General features: G+C 47.9%; 9 protein-coding genes. 5 read left to right on the top strand and 4 right to left on the bottom strand.

Annotated features, from left to right (window positions below; genetic code table 11):
• Positions 1-8 precede the first annotated feature (8 nt).
• The 3 genes from A3860_RS21975 to A3860_RS21965 all read left to right on the top strand — a co-directional run bounded on the left by A3860_RS21975 (position 9) and on the right by A3860_RS21965 (position 12229).
• Positions 9-8432: a SpvB/TcaC N-terminal domain-containing protein gene (locus A3860_RS21975; protein WP_081149950.1), complete on the top strand. Its 8424-nt coding sequence runs from the start codon at positions 9-11 to the stop codon at positions 8430-8432.
• 127 nt (positions 8433-8559) lie between these two features.
• Positions 8560-11586: a sensor histidine kinase gene (locus A3860_RS21970; RefSeq protein WP_081149947.1), complete on the top strand. Its 3027-nt coding sequence runs from the start codon at positions 8560-8562 to the stop codon at positions 11584-11586.
• Between the two features lie 19 nt (positions 11587-11605).
• Positions 11606-12229: a response regulator gene (locus A3860_RS21965; RefSeq protein ID WP_081149945.1), complete on the top strand. Its 624-nt coding sequence runs from the start codon at positions 11606-11608 to the stop codon at positions 12227-12229.
• Between the two features lie 6 nt (positions 12230-12235).
• Here the strand turns inward: A3860_RS21965 and A3860_RS21960 are convergent, their stop codons facing one another.
• Complete coding sequence (locus A3860_RS21960; RefSeq protein WP_081149942.1) at positions 12236-13129, bottom strand: hypothetical protein; 894 nt, start codon at positions 13127-13129, stop codon at positions 12236-12238.
• A gap of 55 nt (positions 13130-13184) precedes the next feature.
• Positions 13185-13664, bottom strand: coding sequence for a hypothetical protein (locus tag A3860_RS21955; protein ID WP_081149939.1), 480 nt, complete (start codon positions 13662-13664; stop codon positions 13185-13187).
• Positions 13665-13868: 204 nt separating this feature from the next.
• Between A3860_RS21955 and A3860_RS21950 the strand changes: the two genes are divergently transcribed.
• Positions 13869-14705, top strand: a complete 837-nt coding sequence (locus tag A3860_RS21950) for a sulfurtransferase (protein WP_081149936.1) — start codon at positions 13869-13871, stop codon at positions 14703-14705.
• Positions 14706-14760: 55 nt separating this feature from the next.
• Here the strand turns inward: A3860_RS21950 and A3860_RS21945 are convergent, their stop codons facing one another.
• Complete coding sequence (locus A3860_RS21945) at positions 14761-15543, bottom strand: alpha/beta fold hydrolase (protein ID WP_081149933.1); 783 nt, start codon at positions 15541-15543, stop codon at positions 14761-14763.
• A 424-nt stretch (positions 15544-15967) separates the two neighbouring features.
• On the opposite strand from A3860_RS21945, the gene A3860_RS21940 reads away from it, so the two are divergent.
• Positions 15968-16411, top strand: coding sequence for a DUF2059 domain-containing protein (locus tag A3860_RS21940; RefSeq protein WP_081149930.1), 444 nt, complete (start codon positions 15968-15970; stop codon positions 16409-16411).
• Positions 16412-16450: 39 nt separating this feature from the next.
• Here A3860_RS21940 and A3860_RS21935 read toward each other — a convergent pair whose 3' ends face one another.
• A complete protein-coding gene (locus tag A3860_RS21935; RefSeq protein WP_081149927.1) occupies positions 16451-18313 on the bottom strand; it encodes a glycoside hydrolase family 3 protein in 1863 nt (620 codons plus the stop codon).
• Between the last annotated feature and the right edge of the window lie 72 nt (positions 18314-18385).

The raw sequence follows: 18385 nt of genomic DNA, 5'->3' as shown, positions 1-18385 counted from the left end.
CTCTTCTTATGATAAAAAACACTACCCTTCTATTATATTGTACAGGTGTACTGTCTACAGCAGTTTACATTCATAAAGAGTGGCCGGGCAGCAGCAGGGAGCCGGTTAATACCAGGAACCTACAACAACATAAAGACAGTTCAACGCGGGTACACTCCTCATTTGTTCAGCAATCAATGAGGACAGGCCATACCGGCGACCCGGTTAACGATCTTATTCAATTGCCAGAACAGCCGCAAACGCAGGGCTATGCGCCCTCTTCCATTAAAGATTTTGAAGCGGCAGACCCTGCCACCGGCATTTCCCTGATGAGCGTACCTGTTGCCAATAGCCTCGGCAATGCCGTACTTTCTTTCCCGATGAACCTGCCCGAAGGACGTGGTGGCATGGAGCCCGACATCAGCATCACCTACAATAACGAAGGCGGTACCACGTGGATGGGTACTGGCTGGAACCTGTTATCGCCTGCTATAAGCATAGATACCCGGTGGGGTGTGCCGCGCTATGATACCGGTTTGGAAACTGAAATGTATATGCTGAATGGCGAACAGATGGCGCCCGTGAATAACCGCGATACCCTTATGCCCCGGGTGGCAGATAAGCGTTTTTATGAGCGGGTAGAAGGGAACTTCAACAAGATCATTCGTCATGGTAACAGTCCTGCCAATTATTGGTGGGAAGTGGATGAAAAAAATGGCAACAGGCACTACTATGGTGGTAAGAACGGGGTGATCAACAGCGCAGTGCTCAAAGACGACAAAGGCAATATCGCTTACTGGGCGCTTACAGAAAGCAGGGACCTGAACGGTAACTTTATTAGTTATGAATACCAAACGGTGCAAAATGCCGGTGTTGCCGGAAGCAACGTAATGGGCCGCCAGCTGTACCTCAGCCGCATTTTGTATACCGGGAACGGCACTACGACCCCACCCTATAAACTGGATTTCATCAGCGACCGCTCGCTGGGCGAACCGCAACGAAAAGATGTGACCATTGACGCCCGGCTGGGTTTTAAAATGGTAAGCGCCGACCTGCTGCGGAAAGTGAACGTCAGTTTTAATAACCAGCTCATTCGCACCTACGATTTCAGTTATGCAGAAGGCGCTTTTTATAAAACCATTCTCAAAAGCATTAAAGAGATCGATGATAGCAATAAGGTGTTTTACAACCAGGAATTCGATTACTATGATGATGCGCGTATAAACAATAGCGCCACCAATTATAAGTCAAAAGACACTGCCCGGTCGTGGCAGGTCCAGGGCGATGGCCTCAAAGGTGATATTCAAAACCCCATCCCGCAATTCACCGATGAGGCTTCTGTGATCAGCACCGCCAAGGTTACCAGCAAAACAGGCGGCGTGGTGGTTACAGTAGGCGGCATCCTCGATGATTCGTGGAGCAAAAAAATGTCGGTAGGCGGCGGCCCTGTTTTTGGAAAAGACGACCAGGAAGAGATCACCAGCCTCATCGACATAAATGGCGATGGCCTGCCCGATAAAGTTTTCAAAGCCGGCGGGCAGCTCTGGTACCGCGCCAACCTGGGCGTAGCTACCCACAGCTTTGGCGGCAAAAGACCCATAACAGGCGCTAACGATTTCGGCACCAGCACAACAGATAATGTAGGGGGTGGCGTTCAGGCTTTGCCCTGGGCTGGTTTTTTTGGCTATAACTATACCAAATCCACGACTACTTCCAAAGTGTATTTTGCCGACTTCAATGGCGATGGATTGATTGATATCGCAAACGATGGCATGGTATACTTCAACCACCTGAATGCGATCACCGGCGATCCTGAATTTGCACCCAACAGCAGGTTAACGCCCAGCCCTGTTTTTCCCGGCATCCTCGACCCTTCCTTTATGCAGAAGGATACTGCCCGGCAGGCAAAACAGGAACGCGACTTTCCCTTGCAGGATATCATCCGTTTCTGGGAAGCGCCTGTGAGTGGCACTATTACTATTACTGCGCCGGTTCAATTGCAAAATGTGCCCAATACAACGGGTGCTGTCAATAATAAAAAAGATGGCGTTCGGGCAAGCATACAACAGGGCGGTACCGTGCTGTGGAGCACCACCATTGGCCCCACTGATTTTACCGTGAAAACGCCTGCGAATGTGAGCGGGCTCACCGTAACAAAAGGACAACGCATTTATTTTCGCCTGCAGTCTGTTTACAATGGCGAAGATGACCTGGTTAGCTGGGACCCCGTCATTCAATATACCACACCGGTTGTTCCCCAATCAGATGTTCAGCATAAGATCAGCAATTACTACCAGGCCTCCGCCGATTTTATTTTACATAGCATCAGCGGAAGCGGAATGGGTAAGGCCGGCACCATTGTAATTGATGGAAATTTTACAAAACAGGTTACTGCCGATTCTGTATTCCTGCAGGTTACCCGTACCCGTAATAAGGTGACGACCTCATTTTTTCAACAGGGTTTTTCGGGCAATGCCGTATTTAATGGTGGGGTGCCCGTACCCGGACAATTTGCTGTTGACACAGGCGATGTGCTGAATTTTTCCCTGGTATCCCGTTCCTATATCGACAGGTCGGCCATGCAGTGGACACCGCACTATGCCTACATTATCATTAATGACGGTACGCCCGTAACTACTTCTACCGGAGCACCTACCATGCAGGGCTATCCCATACCCAATAATGCCAATTTCAATAACTGGCTCATTACGGCCCCACCGGTTACCGTTGCGCAGCAGGACACCGTGATCCTGTGGCCACAGGTGTCGGGTGGTGGCAATGGCACCTTGTGGTTTACGGTGAAAGGCAATGATACCGTGTATGCCCGGCGCCGCATTTATATTACTGGTGGCACCATGAGCACGGCAATGGACAGCATTCACCTGGTGCGTAAGGCAGGGGAGCCGTTGTTCATGGAATATGCTACCGACACCATGGACTTTGCCGTAACCCTGGCGCCGCCAACCGTACAGGTGTACAGGGATTCATTGTATGTTGACAGTACCGGCGCCCCGAAAGACACGATCGTTCTCACCGGCGCTTTGCCGGCCAATTTGTACACCAATCCGGCACAGGAATACCTGGGGCCCCTGTTTCGCGGCTGGGGCGCTTTTGGTTTCAAAGGCGATAAGGGAAATGGCCCGCTCGATGAAACAAAGCTCAACCTTAATGAATTCAATAATTATCCTACCGATCCCAGTGTGTTTTACGACAGTGCTACCATGAGCCAGATCCCCGATCCCTCCAAAGCCGACTTTATAACTTTATATCCCGATTTGCCAAAACAGTCATGGATGGGGTACGATACCAGCGTGTATATCACAGGCGGCACTATGAGCAGTTCGCGGCTGTATATGCACGATGTAATGGTCGACACCCTGGCAGCCGGCGCCACCGCTGTGTATAAAATAAGCACCACTGAAACCAATAGTTACTCATTGGGTGTATCGGCCGGCCCTTTTAGTCCCAGTGCAGGTAAATCAGATGCAACCACTGTTATCAATACCGATGTGCTGGATATGAATGGCGACCGTTACCCCGACGTGTTAAATACATCCATTACATCCATCTTTAACAATTCGCCTGGTCCTAATATCCAATATACCCTGCCACATGGTGGGTTAGGTAACCTGACCCTGAGCCAGCCTGGTGGCTTCTCTTACAGTACCGGCTACCAGGAAGGGCTTGGTTTGGGCGGTGAATTTGAAAAGGCGTTCACCGGTAATAAAACCACTAAAGCCGCCAGTGGCGCACAGAATTCAGCCAAAGCCAGCATGGGTGTTTCGGGCAGTATAAACTGGAATGAAGACAATACCGGAAGCACCTGGGCCGATATAAATGGCGATGGCCTGCCCGACCGCGTTTTTGATGATGGCAATGTGATGCTGAACCTGGGCTACCGGTTGGCTGCACGGGAACAATGGGGCCTGCAGTCTATTGACCATGCAAAGAATTTAGCGTATGGGGCCGGACTGGGAGTCAACATCAATGGCGGATCTTTTGAAGGCGGCTTTGGCATTTCGAGAACCGATGGCAGAAACTCTTTTATCCTCAACGATATCAACGGGGATGGCTTGCCCGACCAGATGATCCTGAACGGAAATGATGTGCTCATCAGGTTCAACACCGGCAATGGCTTTGGGCCCGCCATTCCATGGAATGGCTTCAATGATATAGCCTCGCTTTTCTCTGTAGGCGAATCATACAACCTGGCTATTACCGTAACCATTCCCATCTACATTTTCTTCATCAAGATCTGTATTAATCCAAGTGGCAGTTTCGGGCACGGTACAAGCCGCCAGGAAAAAGCATTCATGGACCTCGATGGTGATGGCTATGCCGATTATGTGGAGTCAAAGAACGACGGACAATTATCAGCATCTTCCTCAGCCATCGGCCGCACCAACATGCTGCGTACCGTGAAGTCACCCATAGCGCATGGTTCCTTCACCCTGGATTATGAGCGGGTGGGCAATACCTATGCCATGCCACAAAGTAAATGGGTGCTAAAAAATGTTACGGTGTTTGATGGGGTGCCGGGCGATGGTATAGATACCATGCGCCGCCAGTTTAAATATATAGAAGGCTACCAGGACAGGTACGAAAGGGAGTTTTATGGCTTCAGCAAAGTGATCACCAGCGAACTGAATACCGCCGGTAACAATGCGGTTTACCGAAACCATGTACAACAATATTTCAATAGCAGTTATTATAATAAAGGATTGCTGGCCAGTGAGTATATCGAAGACGCTGCCGGCCATAAGTATACACAAACCAATTACACCTACGACATTCGCCCAACGGTAAAAGATACCTCAGTCAGGTTCCCCGCATTAATAACAACCGAAAAGGTATTTTACGAAGGCGGCGCCACCGCCAATGCGCATACTGCGGTGCATTATGAATATGATACGGTGGGCAATATTACGCGCATCACCGATGAGGGCGATGGCAGCAACCAGGACTTGCGGATCACCAACATCGCGTACCACAGCAATAACAGTGTATATCTTAAATCCATTCCATCCGATATCGAGATCACTACAGTAGAAGGGGTGAAGCGTAAACGCACCACCACCCTCAACACCTCAAATGCCATTGCTGGCATCAGTGAAGTATTGGCCGATGGCACGGTGGCAACTACCAGTCTGGAATATGATGGGTACGGAAATATCACCCAACTCACCCAGCCTGCCAACTACAAAAACCAGCGGATGTCGTATACTTTTGAATATGACAACGTGGTGCATAACTATCCGGTGAAAATAACAGATGCCTTTGGTTATATCACCACCAATGAATACGACTACCGGTTTGGCACAGTTACCCGTACGGTAAGCCGGAACAATGAAGAAACAAAATACGCACTCGATAATCGTGGCCGTATCATCCGGTTCACCGGTCCATATGAATTGGCGGCCGGAAAGCCTTATACCATAGCTGTTGAGTACCATACGGCAGATACGGTGCCCTATACCATAACGCGGCATTACGATCCCGAATACAACGACGATATCAACCTATACAATTTTGCAGATGGCCTGGGAAGGTCGGTGCAGTTAAAAAAACAGGTGTCGTTGTTCAAAGGGAAAGGTGTTGCCGATGAGGTAACCATGGTTGTATCGGGCACTTCTGCGTTCGATGCTTTTGGCCGGGTGATAGAACAATATTATCCGCTTACAGAAGCAATAGGCGCCCTGAATCCATTATTGAATTATGCTTCCGGCAAATTCCATTACCGGGATGTGTATGATGCGGAAGACCGCCTGGTAAAAAGAGTGCTGGCCGATAGCAGTGCCATGACTATTGCGTATACGTTGGCCGGTAGTATGATCAGCAGAACGGGCACCGATGCGCTTGGCAATAAAAAAGAAACCGGCTTCGATGTACGCGGCAGAAAACGTTTCCAGAAAGCATATGCTGCCGCCGGCCCCATTACCACCCGCTACGAGTACGATGCGCTGAATGAAATGGTGAAGGTGGTTGATGATAAGGGAAATGCCCTGCAGGCCACTTATGATAATATGGGCAGAAGAACAAGTGTAACGCATCCGGATGCAGGCCTTACCACCTTTGAATATGATGCCGCCGGTAATTTGCTGAAAAAGGTCACGGCCCAGATCCGCCAGCAGATTGCCACCAACGGCGCTATTCAATATCAATACGATTACGACCGCCTCACCGGTATTGATTATCCCCGCAATTATCAGAACAAGGTAAAATATACCTATGGCGCCCCGGGCACCGGCACAAAGGCCGGCCGGTTGATCTTACAGGAAGACGCCAGCGGCGGACAGGAGTTTTTCTACAGCATGCAGGGACAGGTGGTGAAGACGATCCGTACAGTGCTTACCAGTCCGTTGTTTTGCACCACCTATATAAGCGAGCAGGAATACGATAGCTGGAACCGGCTGAAAAAGATGGTGTATCCCGATGGAGAAACCATGCTGTACCACTATAACAAAAGTGGCGCGTTGAGCAGCATGGATGGCATTAAAATAGGAAGCGCGTACCAGTTTGTAAACCAGGTGGGGTACAATGAGTTTGATGAGCGCGTATACATGCGTTATAGTAATGGTACAGAAAATGTATACCGGTACGAAGACAAGCGCCGGTTGCTTACGCAGCTGCAGGCGCTTTCACCCACCGGGCAGGCCATGATGAACAATGCCTATACGTATGATGCCACAGGCAGGGTGTTGGGTATTATTAATAATGTGCAACCTTCCGCTGGTACATTGGGCGGGTCGGCAAAACAAAGCTACCAGTTTGATGCGCTGAATCGCCTCGAGGCGGCTACCGGCGAGTTCAGCGGCCCGGGCGGTTCTACCAAATATGGACTTACGCTGGCCTATGACAACCTGAACAATATTGTGCACAAGACCATGACTGGGGCCACCAGCGAAAGCGGGTACGATCATGCGTACAGCTATGGCGGCCGCGCCCCTTACCAGGCTACACAAATTGGAAGCAATACATACAAATATGATCTCAATGGCAACCAACTGGGGTATGGCGATATCGAAAATGCTTACGATGAAGAGAACAGGTTGGTGCGGGTAATTAACAAAGGGGTGATGAGCCAGTATACCTATGATGCCGATGACAACAGGGCGGTAAAAAGCAGCGGCGGCGTACAGGGAATAACCGTGAACGGTGCGCCTGCCGGCGCCGTAACGCATGCCGATAACTATACCGTTTATGTGAGCCCCTATATGGCGGCACAAAAAGCAACCTTCACCAAACATTATTATATCGACGGGCAGCGTGTGGCCAGCAAGCTGGGGCATGGCACTTTTACCAATATCTCCTTTCCGCAAACGGGGCTTACTGCCGGCGGTATCGACTATACCAAACGGGCGGCATTGATTGAAAAGGCCCGCAATGATTATTATGCATCGCTGGGCGTGAGCCCTGGTCCGCCCACTGATAAGAATTTTTATGCGCGCCCTGAAAACAGCGGCATTGCGGCCCCAGTATATATAGATACAACATCGCCCAATGTGCCAACAGGCTGGCCGGGCAATACCACGGCGCCGCCCAACGGTCCGCCGGTATATGTAAGCGGTATTCCTTCACGCGATTCTGTAAAAGCAGGCTATGGTTTTGAAGATGCCGGGCAATTGTATGAGGGTAGCATTTATTTCTATCACTTCGATAATGTGGGCAGCACGGCTTATGTAACCAATTTCGCGGGCCAGGTTATTCAGCATATGGAATATGCGCCATCGGGCGAAACCATAGTGAGTGAGCATGCCGGTTCTTTTCAAACGGCGTATTTGTTCAATGGAAAAGGATACGATGAAGAAACCGGTTACTACTTTTATGGGCCGCAATACTATGATCCCGCACTCAGCCAATGGCTCAATGTTACGGACCCCTCAGGCGAAGGTTCCTTGGACGAGGCCACCATGGCGTATAGTGTTGTTGACAATGACGAGGACGATGCCGATGAACTCGTAGCCAACCCGGTGGTAAGCAAGATCTCGTACAGCGGTTCGGCAGCAACAGAAAGCCAATGGCCGGAAAATAAAGCAGAAGGAGATAAGTCAGCAAAGAAAAAAGAACAAACCCGGCGGGTTTACAATAAACCGCGGCGCAAGGTGTTGGCAAACAGGTATGGCAATCTCGATTACCGGTTCAATAAATATGGACCGGCAAAGGGTTCAGCAGAAAGTCCATTCCGTGATGTGGCGCACGATGTAAGTGATTATGAGGGACCTGTTCGCGACCTGGATGACGTGGTTACCATACATGGGCGGGAAAGAAGCAATTCAGTGGTTCATCAACATGGATTTCAGCGCCAGCGAAGCATTTCACAGGTAACCATACATGTGCGGGAATTACAGCGCGTAAACAGTAATTCAATGGTGCGGTTACATGCCGCATCGGCTGTGCGCAGGAACTCGCTCAGTGTAAGCAGTGTCAGAAGGACAATTTCAGGCCGGCGGTAAATAACAAAAATTGGTAAATTAGCAGAATGTAGGGCCTGAGCGTGGCCGGTCCTGAGCAGAGCCGAAGGATCGAAACCGTACTTAACTAACTCTCCTGAAAAACACTGCACTGATATTTGTCCTGGTTATGTGGCTTCCCCTGTATACAGGGGCGCAGCATGCCCTGCAATATACCCGCCTTACAGTAGAAGATGGGTTGAGCAATAATTCGGTTCAATGCATTTTGCAGGACAAAACAGGGATGCTTTGGATTGGAACCAATGGCGGACTGAACCGGTATAACGGGGCTTATTTTATCCAGTACAGCATACTTGGCATGCCCGCACTCTCAAACAGTTCGGTAACCGCATTGATGCAGGACGACAATGGCGATATCTGGATAGGTACAGAGAATGGCCTCAACATCCTCGATAGCCGCACTAATAGCATCAGGCAATTTATTCACCGCGACGATATGCCGGGTTCATTGCCGGCAGGTGCTATCCGCGCTATTCAGAAAACCCAATACGGGCACATTTGGGTGATGGGCGAAAAATGGCTGGTTGAATTTTCGGGCAGCCGGCATTTTACCACCGTTGCCATTGATAGCGGTCTGGTGCAAAAAGATATGGTGCTTACTTCACTTGCTGAAGCCGGCAGCCAGTTGGTTTGGATCTCTTACCTCGACCAGCCTGCAACCCTGGTTAAAAGATCGGCCGTAGCAGCAGGGCAACGGTTGGGCGATCCGGTGCTGCAGGCAAATGACTATTCAAAAATTTATATCGATAACCAACAGGTAACCTGGGGCATTTCCAGTTATGGCATCAGCAGGTATAACAACCGGGAAAGGGTTTTTGACAGTTATATAAAAAACCAACATGCGGTGAGTGGCCCCAACCTGCACCTGCGCACCTGTTATTGCATTGATGCGGAAGGCAATTTATGGCAGGGCAATGAACGGGGTGGTTTGGCAAAATATGACCTGCAGCAGCGGCAGGCGATCGATTACAGTTGGCTCATTGCCGGTGTTAACGCTTCGCTGGTGTATTGCTTATACAAAGACAACAACAATACCATTTGGGCAGGAACCGACAACGGCATTATTAAGCTGTCGAACCGCGAAGCCGTGTTTGCCCGGTGTCCGTTTACCTTGCAGGGCAATGAATTGAAAAATATCCGTTGCCGCCGCATCATGGCCGACAGGTATAATACCCTGTATGCTGCCACTGAAAATTACGGGCTGCTGAAAAAAATGCGTACTACTACCGGAAGGGATACCACCATCGCTTTATCAACTTTTGGAGCGCCGCCGGTATCTAAACTACCGGTGGTAAACAACCGGATCAGTTTGTTGCTGAATGGCCGCTATGATATCGGGTACATGTACGATATGTGGTATGATGGAAACAATTATCTGTGGATGGCAGGGTTTGGCATCAGCCGGCTCAATTTGAAAACCGATTCGCTGGAGATCTTCCTGGTGAATGGTACGGAGCAGGAAAGGGAGAAAAGCATCAACCAGTTCAGTATCGCTTTTGATGGCCGTTTGTTCTGGACATCGGGGCTGCACAACCTGTATACGTTCGACCCGGCTTCTACACAAATGCAGCCTTTCCGCGACAATACCGGTAAAATGCCCTTTGAAGAACTGGCCTGCTGGAGCCTGGTGATGCGGGGTGAATGGTTGTGGGCAGGCGCCGCCAATGGATTATACAAAATAAACACCCGCACCAGGCAGGTAATAAAGCTGCCGGTGCATCAGGTGCTTGAGTTTGGGATCAATGATCTTGCTTTTGACAGCGACAGCAGTTGCTGGATCAGTACGGCCGGTGGCGGGCTCATTTGGTATAACGACTATACCAGGCAGGTGAAACAATATACAAACCGGGATGGCTTAAGCAGTAATACAGTTTGCGGGTTGCTGATAGATGATCAGCGCAATTGCTGGATCAGCACCTATGCCGGGTTAAGTTACTGGAACCGGCAAACGGGGCAATTCACCAACTTTTATGCAAAGGATGGTTTAAATACCAATGAATTCAACAGGAAGGCGCTGTATAAAGGGCCCGACGGGAAAATGATCTTTGGCGGACTGAATGGTTATATGGTGGTTGATCCGGCGAAAGTGTTCATCACCCAGCAGCCGGTAACGATAGCGCTTACCCGTTTCAGTAAAATAAACGGGGCCGGCGTACCACACGATTCCCTGTTTAACCTGCAGGCATTTACCCAGGCCATTATAGAGCCGGAGGATAAATTCTTTTCGTTTCACTTCATGTTGAGCGACCAGTATGACCCGGCGGGCGATCGTTTTTTCTATCATCTGCAGGGAGTGGACAATGCCTGGCATGATATCGGTAACCAGCATTTTGTTTCTTTCAACGGGTTATCGCCCGGTAAATATCTCCTGAAAATAAAAGGGAGTACAGGCCGGGGATCACAAACCATGAATGAATTAACCATTCACATCCGGGTAAAGCAGGTGTTTTATAAAACAACCTGGTTTATTGCGCTGGTTATTGCCGCCCTGGTAGCCATTGCCTGGCTGATAGTGAACTACCGTATTCGCCAGGTAAAGAAAATTCAGGTGCTGCGCGACCGTATTGCCAGTGACCTGCACGATGATGTGGGCAGTTCGCTGGTGCGCATTACGATACTGGCCGATGTGATGAAGCGGGGCGCAGCAGATGCAGGTATGCAGGAACAACTGGGAACTATTTCCGGCATCAGCAGGGGAGCGGTCTCTACCATGAAAGATGTGGTATGGAGTATTGATACAAGAAATGATACCATGGGCGGCATGATACAGTATATGCAGGAGCACCTGCACAACATGTTAATGCCGGCGAATATTGATTTTGAACTGAATCATACCGGTTTTACGGAACAGGAAAAACTCACTATGGAATTTCGCCAGAATGTATACCTCACCTTTAAAGAAGCGATCAACAATATTGCAAAACATGCAGGGGCCACAAGGGTATGGGTGGATATGAAAAGAGAGAACAATTATTTCATTATGCAGATCCAGGATGATGGCCGGGGTATGGGCGAACAAAAAAACAAAACCGGGCATGGCCTTTATAATATGCGGTTAAGGGCCGGCCGGTTGAAAGCCAGTATTGATATTGTTTCAGCAAAGGGCGTTACCGTAACCATGAAAGTGCCGCTTTGAACCACTTAAAAAACGAACTATGATCCATCTGGCCATAATAGAAGATGATGATGTGATAAGAAATCACCTGGCGGCTTTCTTTTCAGGCCAGGAAGCTATACAATGTGTGATAGCTGCGGGCTCGGCAGAAGATTTTTTTGAAAAAGCAGCCGGCATTGCGCAGGTGGATCTGGTATTGTCTGATATTGGGTTGCCAGGTGCCTCGGGCATTGAGGCTATTCCCGGCATCAGGCGGAAATTTCCCGACGCCTCCATCGTCATGCTTTCGGTGTATATGGATAATGACCGGGTTTTTAAAGCGCTTTGCGCCGGCGCTGTTGGTTATCTGCAAAAAGATACAGCCATGGAAGAGATCCTGGAATGCATTCACATCATCAATAAAGGCGGGTCGGTAATGTCGCCCATTATTGCCCGCAAAGTGGTAGAATATTTTGCGCCCAAACGCACCTACAATGAACCTTTGACCGCCAAAGAGCAACAGGTGGTTACCGCCATGGTCGACGGACTGAGTTATAAAATGATCGCCGCCCGGCTGGGCATTACGTTGGAAACGGTTCGCCAGCATATCAAAAACATTTACCGTAAACTGCAGGTAAACAGTAAAAGCGAAGTGATTGTAAAGTCGCTGAAAGGGGAGATCTAGCTTCCCTTATATTTTAAAAGTCAGATCAATTGAACAATATACCCGGTTACTGAGAGTTTCATAATAATTCCTGTAACGCGTTGCATTGGACGTGGTAACGGTAATATTTACATGGTTTGGATTTACCGGGATGGCATAAACAGGAGTAATGCCAATGGTAAAACGGTGTTGTGTATATTCCAGCGGGACCGTAAGCTCATAATCCAGGATCTTGAATGCCGCTGCGTCTTCGGTGCTGGCAGCTACGGTTCCTACCACCTTCTGTACGCCCTTACGGTTGGTCGCATATTTTCGTTTCTGGAAATAAGCATTATAATAGTTCTGGGTGGCGGCATTTACATAGATACCCGGTTCCAGCTGCAATCTTTCATTTAAAAACGAAAAGTCATGTTCCAGACCCAGGGTAGCTGTGTAGTCGGTTGACTGGCTGAATTTCATGCCGGCACTAACGCTGGGTGAAATATACCCGAGGTCATATGCTGCATACAGGCTTAATTCGCCTTTGGTTTCAGCGTTTACTGAATAACTGTTGGCATTGTAATAATATTTGGTACCGGAAATTTCAGCATCCCAATTGCCTTTACTCAGCATATAACCGCCGGTTAGTTCAAACAGATCTGTTCTGCCTTCGGTGGAAAGATAGTTAGCGCTTACACCGGCAAACAAGCCAGATTTATGAATATACCGCAAACCGGCAGTGATATAGGGTATTCTTACAGAATCGCTTCTGCCGAGGTACACATTATCGCTCAGGTAACCCAACTCAATTTTCAGGTGCGATCTTCTTTTTACCGGAATAGAATCGGATGCCGTTAACAGGGAGTCCTGTGCGTATGTAACAGCCGAACACAGCAGGAAGGAAATGATGAGGCAAAGCAGGGGTTTATTTTCAAGGGGCATTGTAGTGACATTAAAAGGGTCCGGGAACAACAGCTCCCGGACCTGGTTGTTGATATTAGTTTCCTGTAGCGTCTTCTACTCTTTCTTTTTTGTCCTGGTTCAGGTCTTTTTTGTCTTTTTTCAGATCTTTCACATCACCTCTTCTGTCGCGACGGTCTTTGCGAATATCCCGGTTGTCTTTCCTGAGATCTTTGTTGTCGCTCGTAATATCCTTGCGATCGTTCCTGATGTCTTTTTTATCAGCAGCAACATCAGCGGCATTGCCATCTTTTTTGTCCTGGGCCAGGTCTTTTCTGTCATTGCGAATATCTTTTTTATCCTGGTTGCGGTCTTTTACATCCTGGCGGCGGTCTTTTTTATCGCCCTGAATGTCTTTGGTATCCTTGGCGATGTCTTTTTTATCGCTGCGGATATCGCGGCGGTCGCTGCGAATGTCGCGGGTATCTTGTTTTACGCGGTGAGGATGAGCAATACGGGTTTGGGCAGAAGCGGTCAGAGAGAGGCATATGGCAATGCCGAGAATGATTGTTTTCATGATGTGTTATTTTTTATACTACTGTAGATATTAAAAACTCATTAATGTTTAATTGAGTATGCGAAAGATGTTGCGGAATGGTGGTTTGTTATTACAAATAAATGAAAGTCAGTAGGTTTGGCGTTTGTTATCGGGTTGTTATCGGGGAAGCGCGGACAATTACTCCTGGTTCATTTATATTTGATGCATCATTAAACTATCGCCATGCTACCACTTTGTGAAATTAAAGATACAGACCTCAATAAACCCGGTATAGTTATCATCGATGCACGTGGCGGGAAGGATTCCTGGCAACGATACATGGCCGGGCATTTAAAAAATGCCATCTATGCCGACCTCGACAAACACCTGGCCGCTTCTGTTACTGATGCAGCTGTAGGCGGCAGGCATCCTTTGCCTGAGATCAAAGATTTTGCCACCTTGTTGGGAACCTGGGGCATTACACCCGATAGCCATGTTATAGTGTACGATGATAAATCGGCCGCCAACAGCGCCGCCAGGTTATGGTGGATGCTACAGGCAATAGGCCACGAAAAAGTGCAGGTAATAAATGGCGGCCTGCAGGCAGCTATACATGCCAGTGTTCCCCTCAGCACAGATGTATATACGCCTGTACCCGCAGTGCCGTATCCGGTTACCTTAACCTATAAGGGTACCGCTGATATAACAGAAACCGCTGCAGCCGCACAGGATGACCACCGGTTGGTTATAGATGTTCGGGAAACAGCGCGTTACCTGGGGCAGACGGAACCTATAGATCTGATTGCAGGCCATATACCCGGAGCTGTTAATCTGCCTTATGTAAAAAATCTGGATGCTGACGGCAATTATTTACCTGCCGAAGCATTGAGAAAGGCGTATGAAGAAGTGCTGACAAATGTAGAACCTGAAAATGTTATTGTTCATTGTGGATCGGGGGTAACAGCCTGTCATACGCTTTTAGGTATGGCACATGCAGGCATTATTGGACCTAAGCTGTATGTAGGGTCGTGGAGTGAATGGTCGCGCAGGGGATTGCCCATTGCAACAGATAAAAGATAAAAAAGAAAGAGGCTGTATAGGATCGGGGGCAATATTAAGTGGTTTGCCGTTCCCGCTATTCATTTAAGAATTCTTCGATCAGGGCAACCGTTAATTCAGGCACTTTGCTGCCTTTCTTTGCTGAGCATATTTCACCGATGCAGGCGCCATGAAAGCCGGGCAATATTACCAGCCTGGCGCCAGGGATCTTATGTGACATTTTTACTGCGTGTTCAGCCGGTACTACGTCCTTATCGGTTACCATAATTAAAGCCGGAGCCTTTATAGATTGGATATCACTTTCCGGGATGTCTTTAAAATGCATCATTCGCGCTACATCTTTATTGAACATAACCTGTAGTTTGTCTTTATCAGGTGTTACTTTCAAAAAAGCGTCTTTTAAAGGAGCAGGCATGGTTTCCAATGTAGCTTTTGGAAAACCTTCAAAGAAGCCGGGAATAAATCCTTCCCGCTGATAAGCGCCCGACAGGTCAATTATTTTATTAACTATTTCCGGATGCCTGATCGCAATTTGTAAGGTGGTAGTGCCGCCATTGCTAAAGCCAAAGAAGTTCGCTTTATCTACTTTCAGGTATTTCAGTAATGCAGCCACATCATCAGCATCCTGCTCAAAAGATTCGGGCGCATTCCTGTCGCTTGTACGGCCATGAGCTTGCAGTTCAACGGCAATTACTTTACCTTTTGCTGCAAACAGGGGTAAGGTATTACCGAAAGAGCTTTCAATCGTTGATCCGCCGCCGTGTATCAAAACCAATGGCAGATCGCCTTTGCCATGAATTTCATAATACATGTTCAAGCCATTCACGGGGGCGTATCCAGATTTGTTTGATCCTTCCATTGTATTTGTTTTTTGGGCGTATGTTGTGATCGCTGATGCAAAGAGAATAAAAGCAATTGACATAAAGAATTTAAACGTCCTGCTAAATCTATTTGTCATCGGTATTAATTTTAATTGTGTGTGAAATATTCAATACAAATGTAGAAAGGCCGGGAGAAGTAAGTGGGGTGTTGATGCGGCAAAAGAGGGGTGTGAATGCGACAAATCATAAAAGTGATCATTTGAATGCGAAGGCCAGCCCGGGACAATTGCCAGTTGCAGACTAGCCAGTTATATCTTATAATTATTAACTTTTATCCATGACCGATGGCATACTGGAATAGTTGAAAATGTATAAGATTGTGCTGCCAATAAAAAACTGTATATTGGCGACAGTGTAACAATGAAATTGCCTTTCCCCTGAATTAAAAATGAACTTTATTGTATGAAAAAATTGATCTTAATAATCATTATTTATTCTCTTTCTTCTAATTGTTATTCTCAAACGCCCGCAACCAAAGAGCATATCAGGACCTTGCTTGAGATGATCGGTTCAGGTAAAATTGGAGTGCAGGTCATGGAGAATATGCTTGTGACCTTTAAGAAAACAGTTCCGAACGTACCGAACGAATTCTGGGACGAATATATGAAGGAAGTGAAGCCTGACACTTTAATTGATCTAATTATTCCTGTTTATGCGAAATACTATACAGATGAGGATGTAACTCAATTAATTGACTTCTATCGAACACCGCTTGGTAAAAAGGTAATTGAAAAACTGCCTTTAATAACCCAGGAGTCATATCTTATTGGAGCTGAGTGGGGTAAAAAGTTAGGGGAAAAGGCCTTCAAGATGCTTAAAGAAAAAGGTTATTTGCAAAGTAATTAGTAGGTTTCACCAGGGGTTGTCCTCCCGACTATCAGGTCTTTAATAACTCAGCCCAAAACCAAATTTGTAAAGCGGTTGTTTGGAGTCGTAAGGCACGTCTTCCTTTTGGTTACGCACCGCTTCCATAGAAGAAGGCAATTCAATGGGTAAATGCCCACCCGGTTTGTATTTACCAAAGATCACATCCAGTACAGCGGCATCGCTGGCGCCAAAATTAGCGATCAATGCTTTTGCCTTTGCGCTGATGTCGGGTATTACCGCCGCACGGTCAAGGTAAATGTCCACAACAGTGGGCACAGTATTCAGCAATTGCAGAATGCTGTCTTTTTGTACACCCTTGAAATCAAGATCGCCATGATGAAACATACTGGCAATGGGAATATCGGTTTTTACCGGGTACGCCGGTGTGTTTAAACGAAGAATGGCAATGTCCGCATCTTCAGGCCTGTTCACAACCGTTCCATATTGCGCAGCAATTTTCGGATCTACATTGCGTACGTAAATTTTCAGGCTGCCCAGTTTCAGGGGCAAAGTTTTCGCTTCATTCTTCAGCAAGGTGATGGCCCTGCGTTGCGATGCTTCGCCCGCCTGTATAAATGCCGGCTTGCCTATAATTGCTGTGGCCTTTGTTTCATTGACATATGGATTGTCGAACAGCCCCAGTTCAAACTTCAGTCGCAACAGCCTTTTTACCGAAGAGTCGATCCTGACCTCGCTGATCTTTTTTTCTTTCACCAGTTTCACCACTACCTCAGGAATATTTTCACCGCCAAACTGATCTACACCGGCATCAATGATCCGCTGTACCCTCTCTTCCGGGTTTAAATTCTCCACGCCCCAGGCGCGTGCAGGCCATACAATATTGCCCATGTGTGCATCCGTCACCAGCCCCCAGTCGGTACAAACCACCCCATCAAAATGATATTTATTACGAAGCAGACCTGTTATGATGCCTTTGTTGTAAGAAAAGCCTACGTGCTCATGGGCGGCATCCATTGGTACGCCGTAGTAAGGCATGATAGCCGCTGTATGCTGGGCAAAAGCCGCCTCGAAAGGGATCAAATGATAATTGAAATTATTGCCCGGGTATACCTGTCCTTTTTGAAAAGGAAAATGCGGGTCCAGTCCTTCGAACTGGGGACCACCGCCGGGAAAATGCTTGGTCATAGCAGCCACGCTGTTTACGCCCAGCTTTTGTCCCTGCAGGCCAAGAATGTAGGCTTTTGTCATTTTTGCACTGAGGGCCGCATCTTCTCCAAATGTTCCGCTAATGCGCGGCCAGCGCGGTTCTGTAGCCAGGTCAATTTGCGGATGCAATGATTCGCGTATACCCACGGCTACATATTCCTGCCTCACCACATCGGCAAATTCCTGTGTCAGTTTTTCATCGCCAATGGCAGCTAAGCCTAATGGCTCGCACCACTGCGAAAAGGAAGCAGCAGTCATGGCAAAAATGTTATTGCTGAAATGGTTCCTTGGGTCTGAAGCAATGGTGATGGGAATTCCCAAACGGGTAGAATCTTCTGCAAAATGCTGCATGGCGTTATACCAGTTTGCCAGCGATGGTACGGATGGGATCATCCACAGGTTAAAGTGGTTCATCTTTTTCTGCCGCATTAATTCCAGCGCATTGGGAACAAATGCGAATAGGCCGGTAGCCGGTTTATCTTCAATAGATCCATCTTCGTTCACTTTTGCACCGTTGATGAACATCATCCCTGCTTTCTCTTCAATGGTCATTTGCTGCAACACGTCGTTCACCCTGGCTTCTATAGGTTGCTTTACGTCTTCATATACGTCAAGCTTTCCATTCTTGTTCAGATCGCGGAAAGGCGGATGTTGAGTAGGGGAGAGGGTAACCGTAAGGGCGATAACCCAGAAGGAAAGTTTTTGAGCAAGCATGACAAGGTTTTTGGTGGTAAGATATAACTGATAAGTTACGATTTATTGACCAATTAAATTATCATGGGGGCC

The sequence above is a fragment of the Niastella vici genome, assembly GCF_002077945.1.
Lineage (GTDB): Bacteria > Bacteroidota > Bacteroidia > Chitinophagales > Chitinophagaceae > Niastella > Niastella vici.
The sequence above is the reverse complement of the archived record's forward strand: the minus strand, read 5'-3'. Positions and strand labels throughout refer to the sequence as shown.